The organism is Paenibacillus sp. NRS-1782, from assembly GCF_050467685.1.
GTDB lineage: Bacteria > Bacillota > Bacilli > Paenibacillales > Paenibacillaceae > Paenibacillus > Paenibacillus terrae_A.
Genome location: NZ_JBITPH010000022.1, coordinates 59,883 through 76,218, shown reverse-complemented (window position 1 = coordinate 76,218; position 16,336 = coordinate 59,883). Strand labels below are relative to the sequence as shown.

Genomic DNA, 16,336 nt, shown 5'->3' with positions numbered 1-16,336 from the left:
ACGGAAACACATAATCCATTCTGCCTTCCAGTAGACAAGCTGTTTGCGATGGCGGCGCGGGTGAACAAGAAGCGTTCGTTTTTGTTTGTCAGCAAGGTGCTGGGCAAGCATATTCCGGTGAACCCTTACACCTCTTTGTTGAGTGGTGCGGCGCTGGCTATACTGCTGTACAAGGAGCTTGTCCCACAGGCAGGACAACAGATGGATGAGCTGATTGGAGAGGCTGTGAAGGGACTTCTGGATTCGCACTATGCCCAAGAAGCTTATCGTAAGCTGATGGAAGAACGTTTGGCCTTTGCGGAGCCGATCAAGTTTGTTGGCTTTGCCGAGACGGCTACGGCGCTGGGACACGCCATGTATCAGGTGTTTGCGGACGGTGCCTCGTATATTCATACGACACGCGAGGATATTCCGGGTCTTCAGCCGATCATTCGATTTGAAGAAGAGCATTCGCATGCTGTTGATCATCGCTGCTATGCGCTGAATGAGCAAGTATTTGAGGGAGATGGCCCCATTGTGCTGGTAGATGATGAAATCACGACGGGCAAAACGACCCTTAATATTATTCGGGATATTCAGGCACATTTTCCAAGAAAGCAATATGTGATTGCTTCGTTATTGGATTGGCGGACAGACAGCGATGAGCAGGCCTTCACCGATCTGGAGGCAGAGCTGGGCATTACGATTACGCCTTTAAGCTTGCTCAAAGGAAAGATTGAGGTACAGGGAGTGCCAATGCTGGATCACGCAGAATACGGTGGGCGAGCCAGGCACACAGAACATGCTGCTACCAGCATAGCAGAGGATACGACAGATGCTTCTGGAATAATTGACCACTGTTTTGCAGAGGCTGCGTCTGGTTTTGAACGGGTAGTACACAGCTCGATTTCAACGGACGGATACGCCAATCAGGCTCCTTATTTGAAATATACAGGTCGTTTCGGCCTGCAATCGGCTGATAATACTGCGTTGGATGCGGAGATTACGCGTACTGCGGAACGATTGAAGAAGCTTCGTTCAGGGCAGCGCACGCTGGTGATGGGCACGGGGGAATTTATGTACATTCCAATGCGGATTGCAGCGGAGCTAGGCCCGAAAGTGTATTATCAGTCGACGACGCGTAGCCCGGTTTACCCCCATCGTGAGGAGGGATATGGCGTAGCTTGTGGTGTGCCTTATCCCTCGCCTGAGGATGGGACGGTACGCAATTTTATTTATAATGTAGACCCTGGTCAGTATGACGAGATCTTTGTTTTGATCGAAAGGGAATCAGAAGCGCAGCGAATGCAGCCCATGCTGGATGCCTTGACCCATCTTGGCTGCGACCAAGTGCATGTTGTTTATTTTAATCGTTTAGCTGAGCAGGAGAGTAAAGGAGCGCGGATATGAAGCAGACACTCATGAAGCAAATACAGCAGAAGAACATTCATCCACCCGAGCCGTTGGGGAGCTATCCTGCATCGGATGTTACTTTTTTATTGAAGGATTTGAGCCGCGTTACGTTGGAAAAGGGGACCGAGGATCGTGAAGAGGCGATTCAGTCAGGCGTCCATTATTCAGAAATGCTTCCGGTGGAATATGAGCCTACAGCGGAGTATATTGCACTGTTTCACGAAACGCTTGCTCAATCGGCCGAAAAAGTCGCATTAGCCGCAGCTTCTGTGGCTGAAATGATTGTGAGAAAAAGGGGTCTGAACACGGCGATTGTGTCGCTTGCCAGAGCAGGAACGCCCATCGGTATCTTGATCAAGCGGTACATTGACTGGAAGTACAGTGTTTCCCTGCCGCATTACAGCATTTCCATTATTCGCGGCAAAGGCATTGACCGGAATGCTATTTTGTATATTTTACAGCAGCACGGGCTGGATATGGAGCTCCAATTTGTCGATGGCTGGACGGGAAAAGGGGCAATTCGGCAGGTGCTGATTGAGGCTTGCCGTGAGATGAACGCAGATTACGGGCTGCACCTGAATGATGATCTGGCGGTGCTAGCCGATCCGGGGAGCTGCTCGGATACCTTTGGTACGCGGGAAGATTATTTGATCCCGAGCGCATGTCTGAATTCGACCGTTTCGGGTCTGATGAGCCGGACGGTATTGCGCGACGATCTGATAGGCCCAGACGATTTTCATGGGGCCAAATTTTATGAATCCTGGCGGTCGGTCGACCAGTCCAATACGTTTGTGGATACGGTTTGCGGTTACTTTCAACATGTGGCTGAAACCGCCGCTACGTATGCTGAACAGATGACAACGAATCCACCTGTGGTGACGTGGCAGGGCTTACGGGATATCGAGGCGATACAAAAGGCTTTTGGTATTCAGGATATCAATTTGGTCAAGCCCGGTGTGGGGGAGACGACCCGTGTACTGCTGCGCAGGGTGCCATGGAAAATCCTGATTGACCGTGAGGATAATCCGAATCTTCGGCATATTATACTGCTGGCAAAGGACCGGGGAGTGCCTGTCGAGGTGTTTGAAGGTCTGACCTATTCCTGCTGTGGGATCATCAAGCCGCTTAAGGGAGGACAAGAATGATCTACGCAAGCGATCTGGATCAGACGCTAATTTACTCCAAACGCTCGCTTGGCGTGCCGTTGGAGTCGCCTGGGCTGCTGCCTGCGGAGCACATTGAAGGGGAAACAGCGGCGTTTATTTCAGCACAGGCCCTCCAACTGCTGAAGGCGCTGCCGCCAGACGTGATATTTATGCCTGTGACGACTCGCACAATGGCACAGTATGGACGGATCACGGTGTTTCAAACGGAGCTGGTTCCGGCGTATGCCGTGACCAGTAATGGCGGTAACATCATCGTTGGAGGCGAGGTGGATCGGGAGTGGAATCGCCGCATTCACGAGCAGGTACGTCGAGATGGTGCTAATGCGGAAGAAGCACGTCGTGTATTCGGACAGGTGCTGCATGAGGATTGGGTTAGAAGTGAGCGTTTCTGCGACGAGTTATTTTACGCATTCGTTATTGAACGGGAGCGGATGCCACTGGAGCAGGTGCTGGAGCAGGCGCGAATCATGCGTGAAATGGGCTGGGAGGTATCCATTCAAGGGCGCAAGGTGTATCTGGTGCCTGCGGCCGTGAATAAACAGGCAGCCGTGGAGCATATCCGTAACCTCACGGATGGAGGGCCTGTTGTAGCGTCCGGGGATTCTTTGCTGGACCGTTGTCTGCTGGACTATGCCGACTATGCGATTGCTCCACGTCATGGCGAGCTGTACCGGGAACAGCTGCGGGATGAGCTGGAGGTCAATTACCGTTTTACGGATGTGTCGGGGGTATATGCTGCGGACGAGATTATGGCCTATGTCCATGAAATACAGTTCATTTCAAGACAGGAAGGGGGCAAGGCTCTGTGAAGAAGCTCAAGGTGTATTTTAACCGCTGGTTTTCGGTGGCGTATCATTATATGAATGCGATTCGTAACAATGAGGACGGTATTCCGTTCGAAATCTATGCGACGCACTCGGACCCGCAGCATATGGCATTACAGGCCAGTGATGTGGCTGAGGTGGAGCCGCGCATAAGTGGCGTGGAGTATGCACGTTATTGTGCGGATTTTTGTCAGCGTCACGGAATTGATGTATTTATTCCACGGTGGAATATGCTTGATATTAGCAAAAATCTTCATCTGTTCGACGAAATCGGAACGAAGGTCATCGTATGCCGGGATACCGAGCTGCTGAGGCAGTTAATGGAAAAGGATCTGTTTTACGAATCCATTCGCCAAAAGGATATTGTCGCGATTCCCGATTATGCCATTGCCAGCAATGCGGAGCAGTTTAAACACGCTTATGAAACGTTAACGGCACGCGGGCATAAGGTATGCTTCAAGCCATGTAATGCAGAGGGCGGAATGGGCTTTCGCATCATCGACAACGAACGTAACCCACTGGAGGAACTGTTCGGTCATGCGCTGAATCATATCTCGTTCGAGGAGGCACATCGCGTATTGTCATCCACAGAGTCGTTCCCCAACCTGATGGTGATGGAGCTGCTGGAGGGCTATGAATACAGTATTGATTGTCTGGCTGATCGAAACGGAAAGCTGTTGGCAGCAGTTCCACGCAGGAAGGCGGGAGGGCGATTACGGTTGTTGGAGCAGCATACCGAGCTGCTGGATGTGGCGCATAAGGTGGCTGAGGCGTATCACATTCCGTACAATTATAACATTCAGGTAAAATATAACGACGAGCGTCCCAAGCTGCTGGAGATCAATCCGCGGATGTCTGGCGGGCTGCATGTATCCTGCTTGTCCGGCATCAATTTTCCTTATCTGGCGGTGAAATCGGCTTTGGGCCACGAGGTCGGCTCGCTTCATCCGCAATACGACATTCTAGCCAGTCATATCGAACAGCCGATCACCATACGTAAATCCTTACATTGACACAGGTAGAGTGTGTTTTCTACAATATGAAAAGGGTTTACGTCAGGAGGTACAAGCTATGACGTCAAAAATGTGGGGAACCACGATTGCCGTGGGCAGCTATCTGATTGCGCTTTTGCTGAGCTTGTGGCTGCCGTTGTTTGTGTGTTTGGCGATTCCGGTCATTTGTTTAGGGGGATACAATGTTGTTATGGCTATCCGCCATCCCCGACCCAATCTCACGGGTTCCGTTATTCCGGTAGAGCAGGTACAAGCTGTTGAGACACAGAAGATTGAAAAGGAAGCCTCGGCACCAACGGAGCCTGTAACTGGAAAACCACGCTTATCTGAACAGGTGAGCAGCGAATTTGCTCAGGTCATGGAGTATCTAGAGGTCTTGGAGGATATGGTGATCTCCGAGGGGCAAAAGGATTCGCTCGATAACGAGATCGTCGAGAAGGCATTGGCTCTGTTCGCACGTTTGCAGCGGGTGATTCCGCTTTTGCATGAATTAAATAACAGCGAAGTGAACCACACAGTTCGGAGATTGATTTTGAAGGACCTGAACGGACTGATTAATCCGTTTCTCCGGCTCAGCGGTGATGCCAAGCGAACCAACCGGAGAACGTTATTAAACGGCCTGCGGGATGTGGATAGCAAGATATCGGTGATTGTATCCACGGTGGAGCACAAGGATCTGCTTGAATTACAAACCAAAGCCGAGCTGATTCACCAGCGGTATAGCAGTTCCGAATTGTAGGGTGTTTTTTAAAAAAATCAGCAGCATAGCTGCTCTGAACCATAACTATTAGCCGTTGGTTAACGGTTATTGTGTAGAATAGGAGGTTAGCGTTATGGCGACCCCATGGGCTGAATTGAAAAAAGAAGACGAACAAAAGGTGACCGAGGAGGCTTCTCAGCTCATTCAGAAGGTGTCACAGAGCGATGTCATGAGCCTGGATACCTTAATGGACGACATCGGGAAGCTAGGGGTCAAAACGCAGGAGCGTGCGGGACAGACTCTTAAAATGCTGGATCGTCCAGTGAACGATCTCATGTCCAGCGACCGGGCTGAGGTATCGAACATGATCTTAAAGCTGCGGGATGAATGTGAAACGCTCCAGCAGAGCAAAAATGTGAGCTTTTTCGGCAAGCTGCTACGGAAAAGCCCGCTGAAGAACTACATTTACAAGTATCAGTCGGTCAAAACAAACATCGAGCAAATCATTACAGCCTTGAGAGACGGTAAGGACAATCTGGAAGAAAATATTGTCAGCATGAGGCAGTTGAAAAAGGCTTCCATTGAGGAAATCTACAATTTGCAGACGAAGATCGCCTTTGGTAATCGGTTGAAGGAGCTGTTCGAGACTGAGATTGCCAAGCCGGAGAATGAATTGAGGAAGTCTCATCTGGAACGGGGACTGCGCAAGGTGGTTACTCGCACGCAGTCGATGACCGAAATGATTTTGCTCTACAATCAGGCGATTGCGGCCACGGATATTATTAATGATAATAATGATAAACTGATTGATTCTGTAAATAATGCCATTGATAAAACGTCGAATTTGATCACTGTATCAGCTATGATTGCGATGGCACTGGCCGACCAGGACAAAATCATTTCAGCCGTGGATGCCACGAATCGTACGATTGAGAATCAATTCAAGGAAAATGCCAAGCTTCTCAAAACGACGACCGAGAGAACGACAGATCTGCTTAGCAAGCCTTCGATGTCACTGGAGGCTGTGAATCAGGCGATTGGAGATTTGGTATCTGCTTTGGATCTGTCCGAAAAATCCAACCGTCAAATTATTGAAAGCTGCCATGATTATACGAGCAAAATGACGGCAATCAATGCCGACCTCAGCCAACGTCTGGGTATAGAGGGGAAGGAACAGCCCAAGAGTTTGAAGGATAAAGATTCTTCCGAAGGACTAAGCTCGTTTCTGAACTGATTTTACAAATGTAAAATAATAGACCTAACCTATTGAAAAGACGCCAGAGTGATCCTGAAAGGCGTCTTTTTTGGTTTGGGGGCAACTAATAACGGACATGATAATCATACATAGCCATCTCGTGCATAAACTCTTAAAAAGTGAAATGACAAAGGAGAGAACGAGCGTATGATGTCCTTTATTTTGGGGTGTGTGATTGTCTATCTGCTTGTAGCTGCCAGTAGTGAACAAGCTGATTCTATCGTGGAATTCAATGATGCTGTGAAATAAATTTTTTTATTGAAAATCATGCATTTTCTGATAGGATAGAGTTAAATATTGGAATCCTAAAGGAGAATGCATGCTGGAATTTTCATTTGAAATCATCGACGAATCGAAAATCAACATTGTGTATCAGTATGGGAGCAGCAGCTTTAATTTTAATTTGTTTTTTAATTACGGTGTGTGGACGCTGCATCCTTTTGACGGAATTCTGTTGCAAAATAAGGAAATGTGCCGTCTGATCGTGGCAGACCTGTTTAAGAACAAGGATTTTCATGTCATGCTGGTACGGGAAAATATTTTGTTGTCAGCCTTGCGTACCTCTATTGATCTCAATCCCGAAACCCGGGGAGAGCGATATCAAGAGCAGGAGCCAGATGAGCTGTCTGAATTTGCTGGGGCACACAGCTTTGAAGATGTGCTGCATATGGAGCAGGAATCCATCCGCCAGCGTATCGAATTTTTCCAGAATATCATTCAAAAAATGTATATGGAAGGATTCGGCCCGGAAGACAGCGATTTTAACAAGGTACAAGCTATGATCCGAATTTACAAAGATGCGCATGACCAACTCGGAGATCTAAGCGACTTTCCCCTGAGAGGCGACGAACGCCGCAGATGGTAAATTAGACGGACTAAGCCTTCGTAATGTGAGAATGCTACAAAGTTTTTTTAAAAAGAATAGATATCAAAAAAAGAGAGTCCCACGATTAAACTTCGCGGAACTCTCTTTTTTGTGTTATCCATATTGAAACAAATGAAACATGGTGGATACTGTCCATTTAGTCATTACTACCCAAAAGATACTGATATTTTTCGGATTCATTGCGAATATCGACGGCAAGCTCTTCATATTGGACTGAAAGAACGATGGTACGGATACGTTGCGCTTCCGGATCTTTTGGTTCCAGGAACCCTTCTTCAATCCATTTTTTAATCTTTTCTCTTACCGTCCGTTCACCAGCGTTCAATAGCCTACAAATCTCAGTTATTGAGGAGGCATTTTGCTTGAATACCAATTGACGGAATAGCGTACGTTGCTGTATGTCCAGTTTACGGATCAGTTCAGGTTCTACCCTGGGAATGATAAAACGGTTTAGGTGACGTGTCAAGGTAAGGTTTTACATTATAGAACAATGGTCAAATGTTCGTCACAGGTTTTCCATTTTTATAAGGCTAAGATTCCGCTCCATCCTCTCGACGAGTATCTTGCGGTATGTTATGATGATACTCTGATAACGTGTTAACGAACTAAAGTGTTTGCCGCCTGTCCTGTGGATAGGGAGGTTACCATTGCTGGAGGGAATAAGATGAGAAAAACTGCCATGTTCACAATGATGATTGGATTGATTATGATCGTTTTGGCCGGATGCTCCGGTGGTAAGGATAACAGCAAGCTGATTATCGGAATTGATGATAAATTTGCGCCAATGGGTTTTAGAGATGAAAATAACGAGCTAACCGGCTTTGATATTGATTATGCCAAAGCGGCTGCGGAGCAAATGGGCAAGCAAGTGGAATTCCAGCCCATTGATTGGTCTTCCAAAGAATCCGAGCTGAACAGCGGCCGTATTGATCTGATTTGGAACGGCTATACGATTACGAATGAGCGCAAGGAAAAGGTGCTGTTTACGAAGCCATATCTGAAAAATAGTCAGGTGATCGCGCTCCCGGCCAAATCCAACCTCTCGAAGCTGGACGATCTGGCGGGCAAAAACGTAGGTCTTCAAACATTGTCCTCGGCAGCAGATGCACTGGATGCGAACCCGATCAAGAGCAAGGTGAAGGTGTCTGAGTATCCCGATAATGTACTCGCGTTGACCGACCTGAAAACCGGACGTCTGGATGCGGTTGTCATTGACGAGGTGGTAGCCAAATACTATATGTCCAAAGAGCCTGGAACGTATAAGCTGCTTGGTGAATCGCTGGCCCCTGAGGAATACGGCATCGGCGTGAAAAAAGGGAACGAAGAGCTTTTGACGCAGCTACAATCCGCTTTGGATGAGCTGCACAAGAACGGCAAAGCTGCTGAAATTTCGAAAAAGTGGTTTGGTGAAGATAAGGTATTGAACTAATACGTAGTGTATTGAACTAAGGGTTTAGGAGTCGAAGGTTATGAGTATGGATTATATTTTACGAATTATGAAGCCTATGCTCGAAGGGGCGCAGATGACCGTTATTTTATTTTTCATCACGCTCATCTTGTCCATTCCACTGGGTTTTATCGTTACGTTGCTGGCGAAAAGCCAGATTAAGCCGATTGCCTGGCTGATGCATACGTACATTTATGTCATACGGGGCACACCGCTTCTGCTGCAACTGCTGTTCTTTTGCTTTGGTCTGCCGATGCTGCCTGTGATCGGGGAATATCTGGTGCTGGATCGGACAACGGCTGCGTTGCTGGCGTTTGTGCTGAATTATGCGGCTTATTTTGCTGAAATTTTCAGAGGCGGGATGTTGTCGATTGATAAGGGGCAATACGAAGCTTCTCAAGTGCTGGGCCTGAGCAAGTCGCAGACGCTGATTCGAGTTATTGTGCCGCAAATGGTACGGATTGCTTTGCCAGCGGTCACGAATGAGGCGACAACACTGGTGAAAGATACGGCGCTGCTATATGCGGTAGCTGTACCGGAGCTGCTGCATTTTGCCAATACGGCTGTGAACCGTGATTTTACGATTGTGCCTTATTTTGTAGCGGCTATGATCTATTTGTTGTTGGCCTTGGTGCTGACGCTATTCTTTAGAGCGCTGGAAAAACGTTTTAAATTCGAGTAAAAGGAATGTCGGGATATGAACACTAACGCAATAGAAGTAATCGATTTGAAAAAATCGTTCGGTAAGCTCGACGTTCTGAAAAGAGTGAGCTTTAACGTCAAGGCAGGTGAGGTCGTTGCGGTCATCGGTCCTTCTGGCTCGGGGAAAAGCACGATGCTTCGCAGTCTGGTTCATCTGGAGGATGTGACGGGCGGGACGATCCGCATTCATGATAAAGCTTTGGTGGAAAATGGTCAGTATGCCCCGGCAGGCGAGATTAAGGGCATTACTACCGGGATGGGCATGGTACTCCAGCATTTTAATCTGTTCCCTCACTTGACGGTGCAGGATAATCTGGAGCTGGCTCCAAAGCTGGTGAAAAAAACGAGCAAGGCCGAGCTACGCCGTCAAAGCGCTGAGCTACTGGCTAAAGTCGGCTTGGCGGATAAAGCAGATGCGTATCCATCCCGATTGTCGGGGGGGCAGAAGCAGCGTGTGGCGATTGCACGGGCAATGATGATGAACCCTGATATTTTGCTGTTCGACGAGCCGACCTCTGCCCTTGATCCCGAGCTGACGGGCGAGGTGCTGCGAGTCATTAAAAAGCTGGCTGAGGAGCATATGACGATGGTCATCGTGACCCACGAGATGAGCTTTGCGAGAGATGTGGCGGATCGTGTGATTTTTATGGACAACGGAGAGATTGCCGAGTCTGGCACGCCTGAGCAGATTTTCGGTAATCCGCAGCTGGAGCGGACGAAGGTGTTTTTGAATCGGGTGGAGGCTTAAAAATAGTTACTGGTGGGGGTGTGTCAGGGAGGCTCTGCGCGTGCAGATTGTGCTTCCCATCGCTGTTACCCCCGCCGGACCTATGCATGAACCTATTTTTAGGCAGGAAGTATGGAGCAGGTTTCAGGGCGTGGTGCAAACTGGCTTTAGGCTCCTATTCTTTAGCTGACCACGCCCCCTTTTCTCCGCTAAATACCTCAATCATCGTCATTGCTCCCGTTCGATACCCGTGGATGAATGCTGCTGCGGAGTGCAGGGAGGTGGACTCGTTCAATAAATCAAATATGATTTCCATTTGCTCAAAATCGACTTCTGATAATTTATTTTTCAGCATCTCCATATGTTCACTAATTTTTTGATTCACTTTTTGAGATTCAGGATCGGTAGGTTCACTGGGATGCCAATTCCCATAATACATATCCTCCAAAATCATTTTCATTATGCCTCCTATGAATACTATTTTGTTAAGTCTTTGTTCTCACGTAAATCCATCACCCAAGGCAAGTATACGTCAAGCGGAAGCTACATATTGATATTTATGCGTTATTTGCATAAAGTTTTTTTTATAAGCTGAGTTAAAAATGTACATGAGGCGCCACTACGTGGTCGGATGGTGCTTCTCATCGCTGTTGCGCCCGGATTTCTTAATCAAGCCAAGAAGGTTGAAATCCGGGCACAAAGGCGAACGCTATCGCTTGTACAGCACCATTCCGCCCACTCCGTTCTTGTTCAACTTGGTTTATTCTTGATCAGACAGATAATCCTAAACGTTACAGGTAAAAAGGCATAACATGCACAACAAAGCTCCCGTGATGATTCACAGGAGCTTTATTGCTGAAATTATTCATTGAATCGTCCCATCATAACTGTGTTGTGGTACTTACCGTCGGACAGAATTTTGTCTTTTTTTAATATACCTTCGATCTCAAACCCCAGTTGTTTATACAGTGCAATGGCCTTATCGTTTGTTTCTAAAACATTCAACGACATTTTTTGAATGTCATTGGAATCAGCCCAGTCGATAGATGCTTTCAGCAGATTTTTTCCCATACCATATCCCCAAAATTCTTTACAAACACAGACTCCAAATTCTACTTTATGAGCGAATCTATTTAAATAAACTCCTTCGCATCTTGAAAACCCCACGATTTGATCACCAACTACAGCAACTAAAAATAAATTTCTTGGTTTTACAGTGTCCGTTTGTATAATCTGTTCAAACCCCGATGCATCTATAAATGCCTCCCCTTGCTCTCTATCCAAATTCTCTGTCTCTCCATCAATTTGTAATCTTAATTCAGATAAATCTGCCGCATCCTTGTCGATTGCCGATCTAACAGTATAATTTAGTCCATTCACATAAAATTCTTGTTTGTTAATGATCATGATATACTCCATTCCTATTTCGGCTTATATAGAGATTGCAATATTATTTACTGGGAAATATAAACAACCGTATGTATAATAAGCATTATATCACTTTATTTTAAAAAGAAGATGGTCCCTGCAAGTAAAAGGTAACACTACTGGATAAAATAATAATTCTATTGATTAAGGAGTTGAGCGAGAAATATGGTTAATATAAACTCAAGGAAATGGGCTTAATTGGTGCGATTTTCGTTACATTAACCATTATTTTTGTTTGTTCTTATCAAGTTTATCAAAACGTAGGAACTGTCCATAGTCAAAAATAAAAAGAATCATCTATGCCGGGAATTTCCCAAACACCTATGATTCTCATTCAGCTATACATATTTTTACCAACTGTGATTTTGATTAGATTGCCAATCGTGATTCGAAGGTGAATTGATCCTGAATTGCCGTTGATAAACTACTTACATCAGCACACGCCTCGCGAAAAGCTGGTTTGTAACTTTTACAGGCTTCTCCCCTTTACATCCCTATTCCAATAAAAAAATCCCGTTACAACAGCGATCGGAAGAACAATTTGCACTCATCCCCCTATTAGGTTGAAATCCTATATAAATCGGTTGAAAATGTTGATTTTACCAATGGACAAGTATTTGTACAATGGAGTTGTAGCGCTTACATTTCCAAGGAGGTTGCGGCGAAATGAAGAGAGTTCAGGTGATTGGCAAGCAAATCAGGACCCCAGGATCCAAAAGGAGGCGTGTTGATGAAATTTAAAGGAATATTGGCGGCATTTTTGTTTTTAACCGCGGGTTCTGTACTATTTGGGACGCATACGGCGGAGGCCTATGAACTATCCAATGACAAGCTAACGATTCAGACAGGCGAGCATGGCGAAATTTCATCCATCCGTATCAAGGGAGATGCCTTCCCGACAGAGTACGTGATGAACGCAACGGTAACACCCGAGCAGAATACGGCGGATCATCAATGGCTCGGTGAACTGATGTTCACGTACCGATTGGACGAAGGCAGCTGGACGAAGGCTTGGACGAACAAGTCGGCAGACGCGCGCAAAATCACGACCAGTGGCAACCGCGTTACCGTTACGTATGAGAATTCAAGCAACGCAGAAGGCATTCGCAATTTCAAAGTCATCGAAACGTATTCGGCAGAGTCGAACGGTTCGGTGTTGTGGAATATACAGGTACAGAACACAAGTGGCAAAAAGTTGGAGATTGGCGATTTCGGTTTGCCTTTGCCTTTTAATGAGCAATGGACCAACGGAGATGCGATTTACGAAACGAGGGTCGTGACGCATTCCTTTGTCGGCAACAACAGCTCCTATATTACGGCTGGACGTCCCAGCGGCATTGGCTCTTCCCTGCTGCTGATACCTGATTCCTCGACGGGTGCTGGTTTCGAGTATCAGGATCACTGGCGGGATGAGGAGCATCCGGGCAGCAAATGGGCCTGGAATCCGGCGAATGAAGGCAAATGGCTGGAGGGACTGAATGTATTTTATATTCACTCCAACGTAATTAAGTCCACCAACCGTGGATATTTGCCCAACACAAGTCTGGTCCTGAACCCCGGCCAAAGCCGCAACTATGGCTTCAAGTTTCTGGCGGTGAAGGACGAGCATGATGTGAAGGATACGCTGTATCAAGAAAACCTGGTGGATACAACGGTTGTACCGGGCATGATCGTGCCTACGAATCAGAAGGCAAAAGTGGACCTGCGCACCAAGCAGGCGATCAGCAAGGTAACCTATCCAGATGGAACCGTCATTCCGCAGACGGACAGCAAGACTGGAGGGCACCACATTTATGAGCTGAAATTCACCAAGCTGGGTCCAAACTTCATCACGGTGGAGTACGGAAACGGCAACAAGTCGGTTTTACAGTTTTATGCTATTGAGCCGATTGATTTGGCGCTGCAACGGCACGCTACGTTTATGGTAGATAAAACCCAGTGGAATGTACCGGGTGATCTGCGCGACAAGGTCTTTGACGATTGGATGATGCATAACAAATCCAAGCGTAACATTTTCAACGGATATTGGGGCTGGGGTGATGATTGGGGGCTGACTCACGGACAGTTCCTGGCTGAGAAAAACACACTGTCTCCGGTTGCCAAAGAGGTACGGGCGGTAGACGATTATTTGGAGACGGCGATCTGGACGAATCTGATGAACGGTCATCATGAGGATTATCTGATTCATGATTTCCTGATGCCAGAGCCGAACGATACACCAACCTATCGGGGGTACGCTTACCCGCATGTGTATAACACCTATTTCAGCATGTACAAGATTGCGAAGGAATACCCGGAGCTTGTCACTTACAAGCAGCCGAAGGAAACGTATTTGCTGCGGGCGTATAACATTTTCAAAGCATTGTACGAAGGGCCAGTCGCGTACAACTGGGAAACGGGCTTGATGGGCGAACTGACCACACCGGATATTATCCAGGCACTTCATGATGAAGGCTATGATGATGAGGCGAACGATCTCAGGGAAAAAATGGATCGAAAATATAACAATTTTAAAAATACAAAATATCCTTACGGCTCCGAATACAGCTACGATAACACTGGGGAAGAGGCCGTATATACGTTAGCCAAGCAGAATATAGATACAGAGGGCGAGCAAAGCAAGGCGCTGGAAATGATGAGTAAAATCAATGCCAAAACCCGTGCAGCACGCGGACATATGCCAGTATGGTACTACTATACCGATCCGGTGACGATTACCGGGGAGAACTGGTTTAATTTCCAGTACACGACTTCGCTTGCCGGATATGCGATGGACGACTGGATTCGGCACCATGAGGACAATCACCGCGAGGAACAGCAGCGTCTGTCCTATGCAGCTAAAATCGCTAATGTGGGGGCGATTAACTCGGGGCAAATCAGCTCCGACCCTGACAACATCGGGGCAGTCGCGTGGACTTATCAGGCAGAAAAAGGTAACCAAGGAACAAACGGCACCGGAGGCGGTAAAAATGTTCCGCTCTTTAACGGCTGGCGCGGCATGAGCGGCGAGGCCGATCTTGGACTGTTCGGTGCGCTCAAAACGCTAAGCGCCGACATTGCAGTGGACCCGATTTTCGGATTGACGGGCTATGGTGCAGAGGTAAGCAAAAGCGGTAACGTGTATACGATCAAGCCGTTGGACGGCCTGTTCAAGCGGGTCAATCTGATCACGGAAAAGCTGTATATCGAGCTGGACAGGGACCAATATACAGAAGCCAAGCTGGCAACATCCAAGGATTATGTATGGCTCCAGCTGAAAAATCAAACGCCAGGCCAAGCACATTCCACGTACGTTACATTTGATGGCTTGAAGAAGGGAACGTATTTGGTTAAGGTGGGCGGACAATCGCAAGGTAAATTTAATGCGTATGCACCTACCAACAAGCTGAAATTGGATATGGGCACAGCCTCTTCCTACACGGTGGAGCTGACACCAACGACGCCTGATCCGAACAAGGCGCCTGTCGTAGATGCGGGTAAAGCGTCCAAGGTGAAGCTGCCGGATCCAATCATTTTGAAAGGTACGGCTGTGGATGATGGACTTCCGCAAGGCAAGGTTACAAGCGAGTGGAGTCTGGTCGAAGGGCCACAGAATGCCAAGGTCACATTTAGCAGTAAAGCATCGCTGCGTACGAAGGTGGACGTTTCCGAGCCGGGAACGTATATATTCAAGCTGACAGCCAGCGATTCGCTGTTGTCTGCGGAGGCCAGAGTGAGCGTAATCGTAGAACCGGCGGCTCCGTTACTTGAACAGCTTGCGTTGTATAAGTTTGATGAAACCAGCGGTTCTGTTGCTGCGGATTCGTCGGACAGTCACAATGATGCTGTCGTGAAGGGTACGGCTGCATGGGCTGCAGGGAAAAAAGGCAATGCCGTCAGCCTCAATGGCAAGGACAGCTATGTACAGCTTCCAGCGGGCATCGTGAGCCGGACACAGCAGTTGACCGTATCCGGTTGGGTCAAGGCGAACAGCCTGAGCGATTATGTACGGATTTTTGACTTCGGCTCCGGGACGAATGAATATATGTTCCTCACGCCCAAAGCCGGAAATACGATGCTGTTTGCGATTACCAACCAAGGCAACGGGCAGGGGCAGGAACAGACGATTGAGGCTCCTGTGCTGTCGACAGGGGTGTGGAAGCACGTTGCGGTCACGCTTTCGGGCTCCACAGGTATTTTGTATGTGGATGGTAAAGAAGTGGGACGCAATACCAGCCTGACCTTGAATCCTACCAGTCTGGGCCAGACGAAAAATAATTTTATTGGCAAGTCTCAGTACCCTGATCCGTATTTTAACGGTCTGGTGGATGAATTCCGCATCTACAGCCGCGCTCTGAATGCTTCCGAGGTAGCAGGTCTGGCTTCCGGTACAGCACAGAGCCTGACGGGAGCCGAGAAAATCACGGCTATAAAAGAAGTAAACGTGACGACACGTGCGGGTGAAAAACCTGAACTGCCGAGCGTGGTGGAAGCTACGTATGGAGAAGGCTCCACCAAGTGGGTAGCTGTAGAGTGGGAAAATATTGATCCTGCACAATATGCTACTCCGGGTTCATTTGAATTGAAGGGCAATGTAGAAGGAACAGAATTGAAGGCGATTGCCAAGGTGACCGTGATCGAGGCGGGGGCCCCTGTCAACTCCGGTACTCCGGAAACGCCAACAACTCCGGTTAACTCCGTAACACCTGAAACACCTGCTCCTGTCAGCTCTGCTAAATCAGCAGGGGGATCACGATCTGGAGTAAACAGCGAATAGCTCTTGTTAAATAACCTTTCCCACCATCACTTTCTTCCTG

14 protein-coding genes are annotated in these 16,336 nt (G+C 47.6%); 11 read left to right on the top strand and 3 right to left on the bottom strand.

What is annotated here, in order from left to right; all coding sequences use genetic code 11:
- Nucleotides 1-48 precede the first annotated feature (48 nt).
- From ACIFQM_RS09940 to ACIFQM_RS09910, 7 genes are all read left to right on the top strand, one after another.
- The gene (locus ACIFQM_RS09940; protein WP_430065413.1) at nt 49-1,389 is read left to right on the top strand and encodes a phosphoribosyltransferase family protein; all 1,341 of its coding nucleotides are present in this window, start codon (nt 49-51) and stop codon (nt 1,387-1,389) included.
- Entirely contained in the window at nt 1,386-2,537 is a 1,152-nt protein-coding gene (locus ACIFQM_RS09935; RefSeq protein ID WP_430042389.1) for a cysteine protease StiP family protein, read from the top strand. The genes ACIFQM_RS09940 and ACIFQM_RS09935 overlap by 4 nt, the downstream gene beginning before the upstream one ends.
- Nucleotides 2,534-3,367 (top strand): HAD family hydrolase, encoded by an 834-nt coding sequence (locus tag ACIFQM_RS09930; RefSeq protein WP_430042390.1) that lies wholly within the window; start codon nt 2,534-2,536, stop codon nt 3,365-3,367. The genes ACIFQM_RS09935 and ACIFQM_RS09930 overlap by 4 nt, the downstream gene beginning before the upstream one ends.
- Nucleotides 3,364-4,395, top strand: a complete 1,032-nt coding sequence (locus ACIFQM_RS09925) for an ATP-grasp domain-containing protein (RefSeq protein ID WP_430042391.1) — start codon at nt 3,364-3,366, stop codon at nt 4,393-4,395. The genes ACIFQM_RS09930 and ACIFQM_RS09925 overlap by 4 nt, the downstream gene beginning before the upstream one ends.
- Nucleotides 4,396-4,453: 58 nt before the next feature.
- Complete coding sequence (locus ACIFQM_RS09920) at nt 4,454-5,134, top strand: hypothetical protein (RefSeq protein ID WP_430042393.1); 681 nt, start codon at nt 4,454-4,456, stop codon at nt 5,132-5,134.
- Between the two features lie 94 nt (nt 5,135-5,228).
- Nucleotides 5,229-6,329 (top strand): toxic anion resistance protein, encoded by a 1,101-nt coding sequence (locus tag ACIFQM_RS09915; RefSeq protein WP_430065407.1) that lies wholly within the window; start codon nt 5,229-5,231, stop codon nt 6,327-6,329.
- 340 nt (nt 6,330-6,669) lie between these two features.
- Entirely contained in the window at nt 6,670-7,215 is a 546-nt protein-coding gene (locus ACIFQM_RS09910; RefSeq protein ID WP_430042397.1) for a hypothetical protein, read from the top strand.
- Between the two features lie 157 nt (nt 7,216-7,372).
- On the opposite strand, the gene ACIFQM_RS09905 is transcribed toward ACIFQM_RS09910, so the two are convergent.
- Nucleotides 7,373-7,702 (bottom strand): hypothetical protein, encoded by a 330-nt coding sequence (locus ACIFQM_RS09905; protein ID WP_430065405.1) that lies wholly within the window; start codon nt 7,700-7,702, stop codon nt 7,373-7,375.
- 198 nt (nt 7,703-7,900) lie between these two features.
- Between ACIFQM_RS09905 and ACIFQM_RS09900 the strand changes: the two genes are divergently transcribed.
- From ACIFQM_RS09900 to ACIFQM_RS09890, 3 genes are read left to right on the top strand one after another with little or no spacing between them, the layout of a single operon-like run.
- Nucleotides 7,901-8,665: an amino acid ABC transporter substrate-binding protein gene (locus ACIFQM_RS09900; protein WP_430065403.1), complete on the top strand. Its 765-nt coding sequence runs from the start codon at nt 7,901-7,903 to the stop codon at nt 8,663-8,665.
- A 40-nt stretch (nt 8,666-8,705) separates the two neighbouring features.
- Entirely contained in the window at nt 8,706-9,365 is a 660-nt protein-coding gene (locus ACIFQM_RS09895) for an amino acid ABC transporter permease (protein WP_430042404.1), read from the top strand.
- Between the two features lie 15 nt (nt 9,366-9,380).
- Nucleotides 9,381-10,133, top strand: a complete 753-nt coding sequence (locus ACIFQM_RS09890) for an amino acid ABC transporter ATP-binding protein (protein WP_430065401.1) — start codon at nt 9,381-9,383, stop codon at nt 10,131-10,133.
- Nucleotides 10,134-10,287: 154 nt separating this feature from the next.
- Here the strand turns inward: ACIFQM_RS09890 and ACIFQM_RS09885 are convergent, their stop codons facing one another.
- On the bottom strand, nt 10,288-10,566 hold the full coding sequence (locus ACIFQM_RS09885; protein WP_430042501.1) for a DUF6809 family protein: 279 nt from the start codon (nt 10,564-10,566) through the stop codon (nt 10,288-10,290).
- Between the two features lie 407 nt (nt 10,567-10,973).
- Complete coding sequence (locus tag ACIFQM_RS09880; RefSeq protein WP_430042406.1) at nt 10,974-11,519, bottom strand: N-acetyltransferase family protein; 546 nt, start codon at nt 11,517-11,519, stop codon at nt 10,974-10,976.
- A gap of 751 nt (nt 11,520-12,270) precedes the next feature.
- On the opposite strand from ACIFQM_RS09880, the gene ACIFQM_RS09875 reads away from it, so the two are divergent.
- On the top strand, nt 12,271-16,296 hold the full coding sequence (locus ACIFQM_RS09875; protein ID WP_430065399.1) for a DUF5695 domain-containing protein: 4,026 nt from the start codon (nt 12,271-12,273) through the stop codon (nt 16,294-16,296).
- The last annotated feature ends 40 nt before the right edge of the window (nt 16,297-16,336 follow it).